This is a genomic window from Acidovorax sp. FJL06, assembly GCF_003852545.1.
Taxonomy (GTDB): domain Bacteria; phylum Pseudomonadota; class Gammaproteobacteria; order Burkholderiales; family Burkholderiaceae_C; genus Acidovorax.
On sequence record NZ_QAJR01000003.1, the window covers coordinates 218,049 to 232,601 of the forward strand.

Below are 14,553 nucleotides of genomic sequence, written 5' to 3' on the forward strand. Positions count from 1 at the left end.
CTTCCCCCTCTCTCGCATGGCTACGCCATGCGAGAGAGGGGGACGCCCCCAGCGCGGCGGGGCGGCCCTTGCGCGGGGGCGCTGGCCCAGGGCGCGCCAGTGGCACAGGCTGCGCGCGTCCCGTAACCGGGGTGACATGCAGCAGGAACACCGACCCGCTACGCGGACAGCTGGCGGGCCATGCGCACGGCCTCTACCAGGCTGGATGCGTCGGCAATGCCCTGCCCCGCGATGTCGAACGCCGTGCCATGGTCCGGGCTGGTGCGCACCAGGGGCAGGCCCAGCGTCACATTCACCCCCTTGTCCACGCCCAGGTACTTCACCGGGATCAGCCCCTGGTCGTGGTACATCGCAACCACCGCATCGAACTCGCCCGCGCGCTGCGGCGTGCTGCGTGCGCGCATGAACACCGTGTCGGGCGCGAACGGGCCGTGCACATCGAGCCCCTGCACGCGCGCAGCGGCGATGGCCGGCGCGATCACCTCCAGCTCCTCGCGGCCAAACAGCCCACCTTCGCCCGCATGGGGGTTCAGCCCCGCCACGGCAATCCGCGGCACACGGCCCAGGCTGCGCTGCAACGCGGCATGGGTGATCTGCAGCGTCTGCAGCACGTTGTCCTGGGTGACAGCCTCGATGGCATCGCGCAGCGACACATGGATGCTGACCAGCACGGTGCGCAGCTCATCGTTGGCCAACATCATGCGCACCGGCATCCGGGCCAGCGGCACGCCCTGGTGGGCTGCGGCCTCGGCCTGCAGCAGTTCGGTGTGCCCCGGAAAATCCACACCCGCAGCGGACAACGCCTCCTTGTGCAGGGGCGCCGTGACCAGCGCCGCCACCTCGCCGCGCAAGGCCGTGCGGGCCGCCCAGACCACACAGTCGGCCGCCGCCCGCCCTGCTGCAGCGCTGACCTGGCCCCAGGGCTGGGGCCCGGGGATACCCGGCACCGGCAGCACGGGCACGCAGCGGGGCGGCATGGCCAGCGCCTCATGCGGCGCACCGATCTGCGCCACCGGCAAGCCTCCGATGCCCGGCCGCGCAATGGCCTGGGCCGCGCGCCGCAGGGTCGCCACATCGCCCACCACAAAACAATGGCGCAGCACCTCGGGCGCGTCGCGGAAGGCCTTGGCCACGATTTCGGGGCCGATGCCGGCGGGATCTCCCTGGGTGATGGCGATGGGGTTCATGGTGTTGAAGGCCTTTTTGCTGCTAGGGTGCTATCAGAAAGCCCAAGAAGCTATGAATAAGTGAGCACATCACACCACGCGGCCGCGTACAGCCGCCACGGGATGCAAGGGTGCAACAGGCGGCTACGCCGGGTTGTCGATCTCGATGAACTGGTGGTCCAGCCCCCACTGCGCCGCCACATGGGCGGCCACGGCGGGCGCACCATAACGCTCGGTGGCGTGGTGCCCGGCGGCGATAAAGCTCACGCCCATTTCGCGCGCGAGGTGGGCCTGGGGTTCGGAGATTTCACCGGTGATGAACGCATCGGCACCTGCGGCAATCGCCGACTCGAAATACCCCTGTGCGCCCCCCGTGCACCAGGCCACGCGGCGCACAGGACGTACTGGGCGCGGTGGCGCACTGCCTGCAACCATGGGCTGCACCAGCGTCACGGCACGGCCCAGCGCCTGCGCCACATGGTCAGCCAGGGCCTGGCCGCTGTCAAAAACCGCCGGGGCAGAGAACCCCAGATCCTGCTCGCCAAAACGCGCATCGGCAGCAAAGCCCAGCACGCGGCCCAGCTGCGCGTTGTTGCCCAGCTCGGCATGGGCGTCGAGCGGCAGGTGATAGGCGAACAGGTTGATGTCGTGCGCCAGCAGCAGCTGCAGCCGCTGCTTCATCCAGCCCGTGATGCGGCCATCCTGCCCGCGCCAGAACAGGCCGTGGTGCACAAAGATGGCGTCCGCGCGGGCGGCAATCGCGGCCTCGATCAGGGCGCGGCTGGCGGTCACGCCGCTCACCACGCGCTGGATCTCGGGCCGCCCTTCGACCTGCAGGCCGTTGGGGCCGTAGTCCTTGAAGCGCTCGGGTTGCAGCAGGCCGTCCAGCGCCTGCAAGAGTTGGTGGCGGGAAATGCTCATGCCCCTATTGTCGCGCGCCGTCGGTGTCCCCACATTGGGGGACAATGCCGCCATGGGCCCGCCCACGGCCGCGCCCATGGGAGCTCCTCGGCCTCCCCTCCCCGCCCACCCCCTGTACGTTCATTGGGACGTGAATTTCATGAAACGACTCTGGCTGCTGTTTTCCCAGACCGTGACGGTGCTCGTTGCGGCCTACTTTGTTGTTGCCACCCTCCAGCCCGACTGGCTGGGCCGGGGCACCACACGCTCGGGCGCCGGCATATCGCTGCTGCAAGCACCCGCCACGCCCCCCTCGCAACCGGCGGCGGGCAGCTTCAGCGGCGCCGCACGCAAGGCCGCGCCGGCCGTGGTCAGCATCAACACCAGCAAGGAAGTGCGCCACCCGCGCAGCAACGACCCCTGGTTCCAGTTCTTCTTCGGCGACCAGGGCAGCCAGGCGCAGGCGGGCCTGGGCAGCGGCGTGATCGTGAGCCCCGACGGCTACATCCTCACCAACAACCATGTGGTCGAAGGCGCCGACGAGATCGAGGTCACGCTCACCGACAGCCGCCGCGCCCGTGCGCGCGTGATCGGCACCGACCCCGACACCGACCTGGCCATCCTGAAAATCGAACTCGACAAGCTGCCCGTGATCGTGCTGGGCAACTCCGACGGGCTGGACGTGGGCGACCAGGTGCTGGCCATCGGCAACCCTTTTGGCGTGGGCCAGACCGTGACCAGCGGCATCGTGAGCGCCCTGGGCCGCAGCCAGCTGGGTATCAACACCTTCGAGAACTTCATCCAGACCGATGCGGCCATCAACCCCGGCAACTCGGGCGGCGCGCTGGTGGACGTGAACGGCAACCTCATGGGCATCAACACCGCAATCTACTCGCGCTCGGGCGGCAGCATGGGCATCGGCTTTGCCATTCCGGTGTCCACGGCGCGCATGGTGCTGGACGGCATCGTGAAGGACGGCCAGGTCACGCGCGGGTGGATCGGCGTGGAGCCCAACGAACTCTCACCCGAACTGGCCGAGACCTTCGGCGTGAAGAAGGCCACCGAGGGCGTGATCATCACCGGCGTGCTGCAGGACGGCCCCGCCGCCCAGGCCGGCATGCGCCCGGGCGACGTGATCGTGCGGGTGGACGGCAAGAACGTGGGCAATGTGTCCGAGCTGCTGAGTGCCGTGGCGGCGCTCAAGCCAGGCACCAGCTCGGCCTTCAACGTGCAGCGCGGGGACAAGCAGGTGGAGCTGAGCATCAACCCCGGCGTGCGCCCCCGGCCCCAGCGCAACGTGCGGCGGTAAGCCCCCCGGGCGCGGAGCTGCGACGCCGCGCGCACGCGAATTCGCTCTCAAAAAAATAGCTGCCAGCGCTTGATAAATAAGCACTGGCAGCTATTTTTGCTTGAGGCCCATGCCGCCCGGGCACAAGCCAGGCGGCGGCATCGAGAACCCTCAGGATGCCGAGGCAGACTCGCCCGGCTCTTCGGGCGCTTTGGTGTGCTTGATGAAGATCTGCGCGGCCCAGATGCCCACTTCGTACAGCAGGCACATGGGCACGGCCAGCGACAGCTGCGACACCACATCGGGCGGCGTGACGACGGCAGCCACCACAAACGCCAGCACGATGAAGTAGCCCCGGAACTCGCGCAGCTTTTGCACGCTCACGATGCCCATGCGGGCCAGCACCACCACGGCGATGGGCACCTCAAACGCCATGCCAAAGGCCAGGAACATCGAGAGCACAAAACTCAGGTAGGCCTCGATGTCTGGCGCGGCGGTGATGCTCTTGGGCGCAAAGCTCTGGATGAACGCAAACACCTGGCCAAACACGAGGTAGTAACAGAACGCCACCCCGATGAAGAACAGCAGCGTGCTGGAGATCACCAGCGGCAGCACCAGCTTTTTCTCGTGCGAATACAGGCCCGGCGCCACAAAGGCCCAGACCTGCCACAGCACGAAGGGCAAGGCCAGCAGGAAGGCCGACATCAGCAAAATCTTGAGCGGCACCATGAACGGCGAGATCACCGAGGTGGCGATCAGCGTGGCCCCCTTGGGCAGGTGGGCCACCAGGGGCGCCGCCAGGAAGTCATACAGCGCGCCAGGGCCAGGGAAGAAGAACAGGATCGCGGCGGCAATGGCGATGGCGATGATGGCCTTGACCAGCCGGTCGCGCAGCTCCATCAGGTGCTGCACAAACGGCTGCTCGGTGCCAGCCAGCTCGTCTTCTTTGGTGGGGGTTTCGGACATGGTGGGTTTTCAGGTGCGCACAGGGCGCCCATGCAGCGCCGCGCACAGGGGGCCGCGCGGCGCCATCGTCAATGGAATTTCTGGGGACGGTAGCGGGCCACACGCGCCGCACCCGACTGCGCCTTGGTGCGCACACCACTTTTGGCCTTGTACCACTGGGGCACGGCGCCGCGCTTGAGGCGCCAGTTCTTGCCCGGGTGCTTGTAGGCGGGCACCACGGCCGCCTGCTCCTGCAGGGCGGCGCTGGCCGTGTCGGTGGCTTCAGCCCAGTCTTTCTCGAACTCGCTGGCGCTGGTCTGGATGGAGTTGTGCACGTCGCGGGCCGCGTTCTCCACCGTGTCCTTCATCTTCTTGAGCTCGTCGAGCTCCATGGACCGGTTGACCTCGGCCTTCACGTCGGACACGTAGCGCTGCGCCTTGCCCAGCAAGGTGCCCACCGTGCGGGCCACGCGGGGCAGTTTTTCAGGACCGATGACGATGAGCGCCACAGCGCCGATCAGCGCCATCTTGGACAGGCCAATATCAATCATGGATCAAGCGCCCAGGCGAAACAACGGGCGGCAGATGCCGGTCAGCAGGCACACCGGCTCAGCTTTTTTGCTTGGCTTCGACATCGATGGTGGTCTTGTCGGCCGCCTGGTTGTTGGCGACCTGGCCTGCGGGGGGGGCGGCCGGAGCATCCGCCGCGCCGTCCTTCATGCCGTCCTTGAAGCCCTTGACGGCGCCACCGAGGTCCGAGCCCATGTTCTTGAGCTTCTTGGTGCCGAACACCATGACGACGATCAGCAGCACGATCAGCCAGTGCCAGATGGAAAAAGAGCCCATGAAATATCTCCTAACGAATTGCAATCATTTTAGACGGGGGGCGTGGCAGGCATTCGCGGCAACGGCACGCCGCCGCGCAACTATCTGCCGCGCCCGTCAGCCTGGTTCAGCCTTTGAGCCAGGGGCGGGGGCCACCCATCACATGGATGTGCAGGTGGTGGATTTCCTGCCCGCCTTCAAGCCCCGTGTTTACCACGACGCGAAAGCCCCCCTCGGGGTACGGATTGCAGCCCTGCTCCAGGGCCAGCTTCGGGGCCAGCGCCATCATGCGCCCGAGCACGCCGGCGTGCTCGGCAGTGACCTGGGCCATGGAGGGGATATGCACCTTCGGCACCATCAGGAAGTGCACCGGGGCCCAGGGGTGGATGTCGTGGAAGGCGAAAATTTCTTCGTCTTCATAGACCTTCTTCGAAGGAATCTGGCCTGCGATGATTTTGCAGAAAAGGCAGTTCGGATCGTGCATGGTGGAGGGAGGAAGAGAAAGCAGCGCCTGGGGCTTGCTCATGCATTGTCGGTGATCTTGATCGTGGGCCGCACGCCCACGTCCTTGTGGTGCGCGTGCAGCCATTCCTGTCCGGCCGTGCGGCCCAGCGCGAAGAGTTTGCGCACAAAGGCCAGGTCTGCACGGGTTTTGCTGTCGGCACCGAATGGCGCCAGCACCGAGCCCCCATCGATGCGGTGCATGCGCACGTTTTTGTAGCGGCGCGGGTCGAGCTTGCCTTCGGCCAGCAGGCGGCGCACGAACTCGATGGCACGCAGCTCGGCCAGCAGGCTGGCGTTGAAGGTGACCTCGTTCATGCGCTCCAGGATGTCGGCGGCGGTGCTCGGCACCTCCCGGTGCTCGACCGGGTTGATCTGCACCAGCAGGATGTCCGAGGTGTCGGTCTGGTAGATCAGGGGGTACAGCGCCGGGTTGCCCGAGTAGCCCCCGTCCCAGTACGACTCCCCATCGATCTCCACCGCCTTGAACACCATGGGCAGGCAGGCCGAGGCCATCACGGCGTCCACACTCAGGCGGGGGCCGGAGAAGATCTCGCCCCGGCCGGTGCGCACGTTGGTGGCGCACACGAACACCCGGGGCCCTGTCATGCCCGCCTTGCCGGTGTGGGCCGAGCACAACAGGCCAAAATCCACCTCGCGCTCCAGCAGGCTGCGCAGGGGGTTGAACCCCAAGGGGTTGGTCTGGTAGGGCGAAAACCACTGCGACATGACCCCCACCAGCGGGTTGGCGGCCGACAGCGGGGTGCCCCAGGTGAGGCTGCCCAGCGCCCCCACCCCTTCCCACAGGCGGGTGAGCGACTCGCGCGCCAGCGCGCAGCCGGCCTGGTGGGCGTCCTCGGGGTCTTTGTGGGCCTGCGCCGCCTGGGCAAAGCCATGTGCCAGGGCCACGGCATTCATGGCCCCCGCGCTGGTGCCGCTCACGCCATCCAGATGCCAGCGCCCGTCCTCCAGCAACGCATCGAGCACACCCCAGGTGAGTGCACCGTGCGAACCACCCCCTTGCAGGGCCAGGTTCAGGCGCGGGCGGTCCGTGCCATTCCGTTTATCCATCATGCGTGCCTAGGCACGAAGCCGCAGACAGTGCTGTAGCACGGCAAGGCGAAGCAACAACGGCACGGGTGATGGAGCAATGGAATCAGGCATCCACCGCCTGGCTCTTGTTCATGGCCACCATGCCGCGCACGATGCGGTACAGGAACCAGAGGGAAATCAACGCCCAGGCAATCCAGCCCGGCAGCAGAAACAGCAGCCACAAGGGCGCCGTGACGATGTAGAGCACACCCGCCCAGATCACGGTGCGGATGCGCCACGAGAAGTGGCTGGCCTGCCAGGTGCCCTCGGCATCGCCTTTTTTCACGAGGTCCAGCACCAGGGCAATGATCAGGAGCGCCGCACCCGGTTGCGCCCCCGGGATGATGGCCCCCACGGCCACGATCAGGTGCAGGATGTAGCTGACCCAGCCCACGGCCTTGAGGTCTTCGGCCTTCTGGTCGTTGGTCTGCACATCGACGATATCGCTCATGAAGAACCCTCCTGGGTGGCACGCACAACCGCCTTGCGCAAGGCTTTTTCCTCGATGCCGCTGGTGCCCTCGCGGCGCTCCAGCTCGGCCAGCACGTCGGCGGGCGTGAGGCCGTAGTGGGCCAGCGCCACCATCGAGTGAAACCACAGGTCCGCCACTTCGTACACCAGCTTGGATTTGTCCGCCCCGTGGTCCACGTCCTTCGCCGCCATCACCACCTCGGTGGCTTCTTCGCCGATCTTCTTGAGGAACGCGTCAGGCCCCTTGTGCAGCAGGCGCGAGACATAGCTCTTGTCGGGATCGCCACCGTTGGCCGGCTTGCGGCTTTCAATGACGTCGGCAAGGCGGGCGAGGGAATCGTTGGAGCTCATGGGTCTTATTTGTAGATGGATTCGGGGTCTTTCAAGACCGGATCGACCGGCTGCCAGGCGCCATCCTGGAGCACGCTGAAGAAGCAGCTGTGGCGGCCCGTGTGGCAGGCGATGCCGGGCGCGTGACCAAGCTGGGTGACCTTGAGCAGCACCACGTCGTTGTCGCAATCGAGGCGGATCTCGTGCACGGTCTGCACATGGCCAGACTCCTCGCCCTTGAACCACAGCTTGCCGCGCGAGCGGCTGAAGTACACGGCGCGGCCGAGTTCGGCCGTTTTTTCGAGCGCCTCGCGGTTCATCCAGGCAAACATCAGCACGTCGCCCGTGCCCTGCTCTTGCGCGATCACGGGCACCAGGCCCTGCGCATCCCATTTCACTTCGTTGAGCCAGTTCATGAAAGGGATTGTCGGTGATTTGGAATCCAGGGGGCGGCCCCGTCCCCGGATCTTTTGCATCTTTTGAGTGCCTAGGGCACACCCATCAAGCGCAAGAAGCTATATTTTTAATAGCAACCACTCACAACCGCACAGGAATGCCGCGCTCGGCCATGCGGGCCTTGGCCTGGCCCACGGTGTATTCGCCGTAGTGGAAGATGCTGGCAGCCAGCACCGCGTCGGCGCCGCCCTGCTGCACGCCGTCGGCCAGGTGGTCGAGGTTGCCCACGCCGCCCGAGGCGATCACGGGCACGCTCACCGCGTCGCTCACGGCGCGCGTGAGGGCCAGGTCGAAGCCGGACTTGGTGCCGTCGCGGTCCATGCTGGTCAGCAGGATCTCGCCCGCGCCCCGGCGCGCCATCTCGGTGGCCCAGGCCACGGCGTCCAGGCCCGTGTTCTTGCGCCCGCCATGGCTGTACACGTCCCAGCCCTCACCCACGGGCTGGCCGTGGGCGCCGATGCGCTGGGCGTCTTCGGCCGAGCGGCGCTTGGCGTCGATGGCGACCACGATGCACTGCGCGCCGTACTTGGCCGACACCGCATTGATCACCTCGGGGTTGGCGATGGCGGCCGAATTGAAGCTGGTCTTGTCCGCGCCCGCGTTGAGCAGGCGGCGCACGTCCTCGACGGTGCGCACGCCACCGCCCACAGTGAGGGGAATGAACACCTGGCTGGCCACGGCCTCGATGATGGGCAGGATCAGGTCGCGCCCATCGCTGGTGGCGGTGATGTCCAGAAACGTGAGTTCGTCAGCACCCTGCGCGTTGTAGCGCGCAGCGATCTCGACCGGGTCGCCCGCGTCACGCAGTTCAACAAAGTTGACGCCCTTGACCACGCGGCCTCCGGTGACGTCGAGGCAGGGGATGATGCGTTTGGCAAGCATGTCAGAGGTCCGTCAGATGTCCGATGGGGCGGCGCTGCCGCCCCGGGGTTTGTTACCCATTCAATTCGTCGGCACGCGCCTGGGCAGCAGCGAAGTCCAGGTCGCCCGAGTAGATCGCACGGCCACAGATCACACCCTCAACGCCCTCGCCTTCCACCGCGCACAGCTGCTCGATGTCGGCCATGTTCGACAGGCCGCCCGAGGCGATCACGGGGATGCTCAAAGCCTGGGCCAGCTTCACCGTGGCATCGATGTTGATGCCCGAGAGCATGCCGTCGCGGCCGATGTCGGTGTAGATGATGGATTCGACGCCCCAGTCCTCGAACTTCTTGGCCAGGTCCACCACTTCGTGGCCGGTGAGCTTGCTCCAGCCGTCGGTGGCGACCTTGCCGTCCTTGGCATCCAGGCCCACGATGATGTGGCCGCCAAAGGCGCTGCAGGCGTCCTTCAGGAAGCCGGGGTTCTTCACGGCCGCCGTGCCGATGATCACGTAGCGCAGGCCGCCATCGATGTATTTCTCGATGGTGTCCAGGTCGCGGATGCCGCCACCGAGCTGCACCGGAATATCGGAGCCGACCTCTTTGAGGATGGACTTGATGGCCCCGTAGTTCTTGGGCACGCCCGCGAAGGCGCCATTGAGGTCCACCAGGTGCAGGCGGCGCGCGCCCGCATCCACCCACTTGCGCGCCATGGCGGCGGGGTCTTCGCCAAAGGTGGTGGATTGGTCCATATCGCCTTGTTTGAGGCGTACGCAGTGGCCGTCTTTGAGGTCGATGGCGGGGATGAGCAGCATGGTGGTGGGGGCTCAGGGGATCGGCCAAATCTCGGCGCGGCCCGAACGGGGTGGTTGAGGAGGAAGGGTGGAGAAAAAAGAATCAGGGATTCCAGTGCAGAAAGTTGCGGTACAGGGCCAGGCCATGTTCCGCGCTTTTCTCCGGGTGGAATTGCGTCGCAAAAATATTATCGCGTGCAATGGCCGCAGCGAAAACACCGCCGTAGTCGGCCTGCCCCGCGCAGTGGGCGGGACTGTGCGGCACGGCATAGAAGCTGTGCACAAAGTAGAAGTAGCTGTTGTCGGGCACACCGGCCCACACGGGGTGAACCGCCCCCCCGTGCTCCATCTGGCGCACCTGGTTCCAGCCCATCTGCGGCACCTTGAAGCGGCTGCCATCGGGCTGGGTGCGGCCGGCCAGGTCGAACTTGAGCACGTCGCCGGGGATCAGGGAGAGGCCGGGGGTGTCGCCTTCGGCGCTGTGGTCCAGCAGCATCTGCATGCCCACACACACGCCAAACATCGGCTTGGTGGCAGCGGCTTCGAGCACGGATTCCTGCAGGCCGGATTCGCGCAGCTCGCGCATGCAGTCGGGCATGGCGCCCTGGCCGGGCAGCACGATGCGCGCTGCGGCGCGCACCTCTTCGGGCCGCTGGGTGACCAGCACCGTCCAGCCCGTGCCCTGGGCTGCGGCCTGCACGGCCTGCGACACGGAGCGCAGGTTGCCCATACCGTAGTCCACGACGGCCACGGTTTTTGCTTCACTATTCATAGCTGGTTGCGCACGTTGGATAAGCGCTATAGGCCTAATTGATTTGGAATCCTCAGAGCGAACCCTTGGTGGAGGGAATCACCCCCACCGAGCGCGGATCGCGCTCCAGCGCCGCGCGCAGCGTGCGCCCGAACGCCTTGAAGATGGTCTCGCACTGGTGGTGCGCGTTGACGCCCTTGAGGTTGTCGATGTGCAACGTCACGCCCGCGTGGTTCACGAAACCCTGGAAGAACTCAAACACCAGCTGCGTATCGAGCTGGCCGATGCTGCCGGCCGTGAACTTCACGTCCATGTGCAGGCCCGGGCGGCCCGAGAAGTCGACCACCACGCGCGACAGCGCTTCGTCGAGCGGCACGTAGGCGTGGCCATAGCGGCGGATGCCCTTCTTGTCGCCCACGGCCCGCGCAAAGGCCTGGCCCAGCGTGATGCCCACGTCTTCCACGGTGTGGTGGCCGTCGATGTGCAGGTCGCCCTCGCAGTCGATGTCCAGGTCGATCAGCCCGTGGCGGGCGATCTGGTCGAGCATGTGGTCGAAGAAGCCGATGCCCGTGTGCAGCTTGGCCTGGCCCGTGCCGTCGAGGTTGATGCGCGCGGTGATGCGCGTCTCGGCGGTGTTGCGGCTGACTTCGGCGATGCGGTCGGCCATCGGGTCGGGCGTGGCACCACCAGGGTTGGAAGGGACGAGTGCGGAGGAAGTCATAGGGAGGCTTGGAGTGCGGCCAGCATCTGTGCGTTGTCGGAAGCAGCGCCGACCGTGAGGCGCAGGCAGTTGGCCAGCATGGGGTGCATTGTAGAAACGTTCTTGACGAGCACCTTGCGGTTTTTCATGCCCTCGTAGGCCTTGGCGGAATCCGCCACACGGATGAGGACCATGTTGGCCTCGCTGTCCCAGCATTTTTCGACGCCGGGCATCTGGCGCAGGGCGGCGACGAGGGTGGTGCGCTCGGCGCGCAGCTCGGCGGCCTGGGCGGCAAACACGTCGGCATGCTCCAGCGCAAACAGCGCGGCTTCGCAGTTGAGCACGCTCACGTTGTAGGGCGGGCGCACCTTGTCGATCTCGCTCACAAAGGCGGCCGGGCCGATGAGGTAGCCCAGGCGCACCCCCGCCAGGCCGAACTTGCTGAGCGTGCGCATGAGCAGCACGTGGGCATTGCGTGCCGGCTCGGCGCGCATGCGGTCGATGAAGGTGCGGCTGGCAAAGGGCTGGTAGGCCTCGTCCATCACCACGATGCCGCCCTGCGCGCCTGCGGCGTCGATGATGCGCTGCACCGCGCCCTCGTCCCACAGCGTGGCTGTGGGGTTGTTGGGGTAGGCGATGTAGGTGATGGCGGGGCGGTGCTGCGCGATGGCGGCCAGCATGGCGGGCTCGTCCAGCTCGAAGTCGGGCGTGAGCGGCACGCCCACGAAGTCCAGGCCCTGCAGCTGCGCCGACAGCGGATACATCACAAAGCCCGGCATGGGCGCGAGCATGGTGGCGCGTTGGCCCGTGCCAGGTTGCGCGCAGGCCAGGGCCAGCAGGGTGATGATCTCGTCCGAGCCATTGCCCAGCACGATGCCGTAGCCCTCGGGCATGCCCGCGTATTGGGCCAGCGCCGCCTTCAGGTCCAGCAGCCGGTCGCCGGGATAGCGGTTGAGCGCCACCGCGCCCAGCCGCTGGCCCAGCGCGGCCTGCAGATGCGCGGGCAGGCGGAACGGGTTCTCCATGGCGTCCATCTTGAGCATGCCGGTGGAGGGCTGCACGCCGTACGCGTGCATGGCGCGCACGTCGGGGCGGATGCGGGCCAGGGCTTGGAGAGGAGACGACGCAGGAGTAGTCATTCGGTAGTGTCCAGTTCGTTGGGGGTGACAAGAAAAGGGTTGATGGGCCGCACCGCGTCCATCGGCTCGCCATGCGGCAGCGCCTCGGTCAGCAGGTAGCGGCAGCCCTGCTGGTGGGCAGACGAAAGAATCAGCGCATCCCAGTAGCCCAGGCGGTAGCGGTCCTGCAGATCCCAGGCGCCGTCCACCGTGTACGAGTCGAGGTGCGGCGGCAGCCACACGCGCAGGCGGCGCACCTGGGCGCGCACCTGCTGCAGCACCTGCGGGCCATCGAAGCGCTGGATCGCCTGGTTGTACAGCTCGTTGAGCACCTGCGAGCTGATGCGGCCGCTGCGCGTCTGCCAGCAGAAGCTGATCCACTCGCGCGCCCGCGCTTGGCGCTCGGCATCGCGGTCGTCCACGCTGGCCAGCAGGATTTCGGTGTCAACAAAGATGGGGACGGTGCTCATGCGTTGTCAGCTTGCGGGTCAGCGCAGGAACAAGGTCTCGCGCGGCACATAGGGCCCGCTGGACGCGCCCCACGATTCAAAGCCCAGCGCCTCGCGCATGGCCTGGGCGTAGGCGTCTTCCTGGCGCATCTTTTCGGCCAGCCATTCACCGAGCAGGCGCGACACGCTGCTGCCGCGCTTGGCGGCTTCCACGCGCACCCATTCGGCAACGGCGTCGTCCATGGTCACGGTGACGTTTTTCACGAACGCCATATTACACGAACTTCGTGAACCACGAAGTTCGTGCTGCATTTGCCAGCACCTTCCCTATGCCGCCTGCCGCTGGCTTTGCAGCATGCGCGTGGCCATGTCGCCCACGGTGCGCAGCGCCTCCAGGTGCGCGGCAGACCAGTCGCCCCCCACCCCGATGCGCAAGCAGTTGCGAAAGCGCCCGCTGGTGCTGAACACCGTGCCCGGAGCGATCAGGATTTTTTTCTCCAGGCAGGCCTCGTGCAGTTGCACGGAGTCGAGCGCACGCGGCAGCTCCAGCCACAGCAGCAGGCCGCCGGGCGGATCGCTCACGCGCGTGCCCTGCGGGAAATGCGCGGCGATCACGCGGCGCACCTCATCCATGCGCGCCGCCACGCCCGCGCGCAGCTGGCGCATGGCGGCGGCGTGGCCGGCCTGGGTGATGAGGTCGGCCAGCGCCAGCTCCAGCACGGCCGACTGCCCGCCCGCCTGCAGGTCCTTGATGCCGCGCACCTTGTCGGTCCAGCGCCCAGCCTCCAGCCAGCCCAGGCGCAGCCCGGGCGCCAGCGTCTTGGAAAACGAATCGCACAGCATCACATGGCCCGTGGTGTCGTACGACTTGACGGTGCGGCGCATCTCGTCCACCTCGACCAGGTCGTTGTAGATCGCGTCCTCGATCACCGCCATGCCGTGGCGCGCAGCCATCTGCGCCAGGCGCTTGCGCTCAGGCTGGGGCATGCAGCTGCCCAGCGGGTTGCTGAGCGTGGGCACGATCATCGCGGCCTTGACGGGCTGGGTGTCCAGCGCGAGCTGCAGCGCATCCAGCGACAGGCCGTGGCGCGGGTGCGTGGGGATCTCCAGGGCCTTAAGGTGCAGACCCTGCAGCACCTCCAGAAACGAAAAATGCGTGGGCGACTCCAGCGCCACCACGTCGCCCGGCTGGGTCACGGCGCGCAGACACAGCGCAATGCTGTCCATGCAGCCCCCGGTGATCACGATGTTCTCCGGGTCCAGGCTGCAGCCCAGGCTGACCGCGTACCGCGCAAGCGCCCGGCGTGCGTCTTCGTGCCCGGCCGAGCTGGGATAGGTACACAGCAGGTTGCGGTGGCGCTGGGCCGCACGCACCACGGCGCGGCGCACGCGGTCGGGGTTGAACAGCTCGTGGCCGGGCGTGCCGCTGCTGAAGGAGATCATGTCCTCGGGCTGGTTGCGCCCCAGGATGCGCTGGCCCAGCCAGTCCACCGCCACCTCGCGCGGGCGGCGCATGGGGCGCGGTGTGCTGGGCTCGGGCAGGCTCACGGGCCGTGCCGCGACGAAGAAGCCGGAGCGCGGGCGCGCAGTGATCAGCCGCGCATCCTCCAGCCAGTGGTAGGCCTGCACCACCGTGGTCTGCGCCACCCCCTGCTGGCGCGCCAGCTCGCGCACCGACGGCAGCTTTTCGCCACGCGCCAGCGTGCCGTTGCGGATCAGCTGCGCGAGCTGCTCAGCGATCTGGAGGTAGAGCGGAGGTGCGTCATCGGTAGGCATGGCTGCATTCTGTACTGGCAGCCATAAAAACAGCCAGTACAGAGCGGATGCAGCCCGTACAGTACAGATGGTCAGCACAGCCGATCTGTACTGGATCAGGTTCTGCGTGACTGTCCGTATCGCCGCGCGGG

At 66.9% G+C, this 14,553-nt stretch carries 19 protein-coding genes; 1 reads left to right on the forward strand and 18 read right to left on the reverse strand.

The annotated features are described in order from the left end of the window. Window positions 1–158: 158 nt before the first annotated feature. A complete protein-coding gene (gene pdxA, locus DBV10_RS02635; RefSeq protein WP_124510342.1) occupies window positions 159–1,187 on the reverse strand; it encodes a 4-hydroxythreonine-4-phosphate dehydrogenase PdxA in 1,029 nt (342 codons plus the stop codon). A 123-nt stretch (window positions 1,188–1,310) separates the two neighbouring features. Further along, complete coding sequence (locus tag DBV10_RS02640) at window positions 1,311–2,087, reverse strand: Nif3-like dinuclear metal center hexameric protein (RefSeq protein ID WP_124510344.1); 777 nt, start codon at window positions 2,085–2,087, stop codon at window positions 1,311–1,313. 139 nt (window positions 2,088–2,226) lie between these two features. On the opposite strand from DBV10_RS02640, the gene DBV10_RS02645 reads away from it, so the two are divergent. Next, entirely contained in the window at window positions 2,227–3,375 is a 1,149-nt protein-coding gene (locus tag DBV10_RS02645; protein ID WP_124510346.1) for a trypsin-like peptidase domain-containing protein, read from the forward strand. Window positions 3,376–3,525: 150 nt separating this feature from the next. On the opposite strand, the gene tatC is transcribed toward DBV10_RS02645, so the two are convergent. The 16 genes from tatC to DBV10_RS02725 form a co-directional block, all read right to left on the reverse strand. Then, entirely contained in the window at window positions 3,526–4,320 is a 795-nt protein-coding gene (gene tatC / locus DBV10_RS02650; RefSeq protein WP_124510348.1) for a twin-arginine translocase subunit TatC, read from the reverse strand. Between the two features lie 68 nt (window positions 4,321–4,388). Next, complete coding sequence (tatB, locus tag DBV10_RS02655; protein ID WP_124510351.1) at window positions 4,389–4,850, reverse strand: Sec-independent protein translocase protein TatB; 462 nt, start codon at window positions 4,848–4,850, stop codon at window positions 4,389–4,391. Window positions 4,851–4,908: 58 nt separating this feature from the next. Beyond that, complete coding sequence (tatA, locus tag DBV10_RS02660) at window positions 4,909–5,145, reverse strand: Sec-independent protein translocase subunit TatA (protein WP_124510353.1); 237 nt, start codon at window positions 5,143–5,145, stop codon at window positions 4,909–4,911. 106 nt (window positions 5,146–5,251) lie between these two features. Continuing rightward, window positions 5,252–5,608 carry a histidine triad nucleotide-binding protein gene (locus tag DBV10_RS02665; protein ID WP_124510488.1) on the reverse strand — a complete coding sequence of 119 codons (357 nt, stop codon included), beginning with the start codon at window positions 5,606–5,608 and terminating at the stop codon, window positions 5,252–5,254. Between the two features lie 38 nt (window positions 5,609–5,646). Beyond that, the gene (locus DBV10_RS02670) at window positions 5,647–6,696 is read right to left on the reverse strand and encodes a patatin-like phospholipase family protein (RefSeq protein ID WP_124510355.1); all 1,050 of its coding nucleotides are present in this window, start codon (window positions 6,694–6,696) and stop codon (window positions 5,647–5,649) included. Window positions 6,697–6,781: 85 nt separating this feature from the next. Next, entirely contained in the window at window positions 6,782–7,168 is a 387-nt protein-coding gene (locus DBV10_RS02675; protein ID WP_124510357.1) for a hypothetical protein, read from the reverse strand. Then, entirely contained in the window at window positions 7,165–7,539 is a 375-nt protein-coding gene (locus tag DBV10_RS02680) for a phosphoribosyl-ATP diphosphatase (protein WP_124510359.1), read from the reverse strand. The genes DBV10_RS02675 and DBV10_RS02680 overlap by 4 nt, the downstream gene beginning before the upstream one ends. Window positions 7,540–7,544: 5 nt before the next feature. Then, window positions 7,545–7,943, reverse strand: a complete 399-nt coding sequence (gene hisI / locus DBV10_RS02685; RefSeq protein WP_199740023.1) for a phosphoribosyl-AMP cyclohydrolase — start codon at window positions 7,941–7,943, stop codon at window positions 7,545–7,547. Between the two features lie 112 nt (window positions 7,944–8,055). Next, complete coding sequence (gene hisF / locus DBV10_RS02690; protein WP_124510363.1) at window positions 8,056–8,856, reverse strand: imidazole glycerol phosphate synthase subunit HisF; 801 nt, start codon at window positions 8,854–8,856, stop codon at window positions 8,056–8,058. 52 nt (window positions 8,857–8,908) lie between these two features. Then, window positions 8,909–9,649, reverse strand: a complete 741-nt coding sequence (hisA, locus tag DBV10_RS02695; RefSeq protein ID WP_124510365.1) for a 1-(5-phosphoribosyl)-5-[(5-phosphoribosylamino)methylideneamino]imidazole-4-carboxamide isomerase — start codon at window positions 9,647–9,649, stop codon at window positions 8,909–8,911. A gap of 82 nt (window positions 9,650–9,731) precedes the next feature. Further along, window positions 9,732–10,400 carry an imidazole glycerol phosphate synthase subunit HisH gene (gene hisH / locus DBV10_RS02700; protein WP_124510367.1) on the reverse strand — a complete coding sequence of 223 codons (669 nt, stop codon included), beginning with the start codon at window positions 10,398–10,400 and terminating at the stop codon, window positions 9,732–9,734. A gap of 52 nt (window positions 10,401–10,452) precedes the next feature. Next, a complete protein-coding gene (gene hisB, locus DBV10_RS02705) occupies window positions 10,453–11,100 on the reverse strand; it encodes an imidazoleglycerol-phosphate dehydratase HisB (protein ID WP_124510369.1) in 648 nt (215 codons plus the stop codon). Continuing rightward, on the reverse strand, window positions 11,097–12,218 hold the full coding sequence (gene hisC / locus DBV10_RS02710; RefSeq protein WP_124510371.1) for a histidinol-phosphate transaminase: 1,122 nt from the start codon (window positions 12,216–12,218) through the stop codon (window positions 11,097–11,099). The genes hisB and hisC overlap by 4 nt, the downstream gene beginning before the upstream one ends. Next, on the reverse strand, window positions 12,215–12,667 hold the full coding sequence (locus DBV10_RS02715; RefSeq protein WP_124510373.1) for a PIN domain-containing protein: 453 nt from the start codon (window positions 12,665–12,667) through the stop codon (window positions 12,215–12,217). Before DBV10_RS02715 ends, hisC begins: the two co-directional genes overlap by 4 nt. 18 nt (window positions 12,668–12,685) lie before the next feature. Further along, window positions 12,686–12,910, reverse strand: coding sequence for a hypothetical protein (locus tag DBV10_RS02720; protein WP_063459809.1), 225 nt, complete (start codon window positions 12,908–12,910; stop codon window positions 12,686–12,688). Between the two features lie 63 nt (window positions 12,911–12,973). After that, complete coding sequence (locus DBV10_RS02725; protein ID WP_124510375.1) at window positions 12,974–14,422, reverse strand: PLP-dependent aminotransferase family protein; 1,449 nt, start codon at window positions 14,420–14,422, stop codon at window positions 12,974–12,976. Window positions 14,423–14,553: the final 131 nt, after the last annotated feature.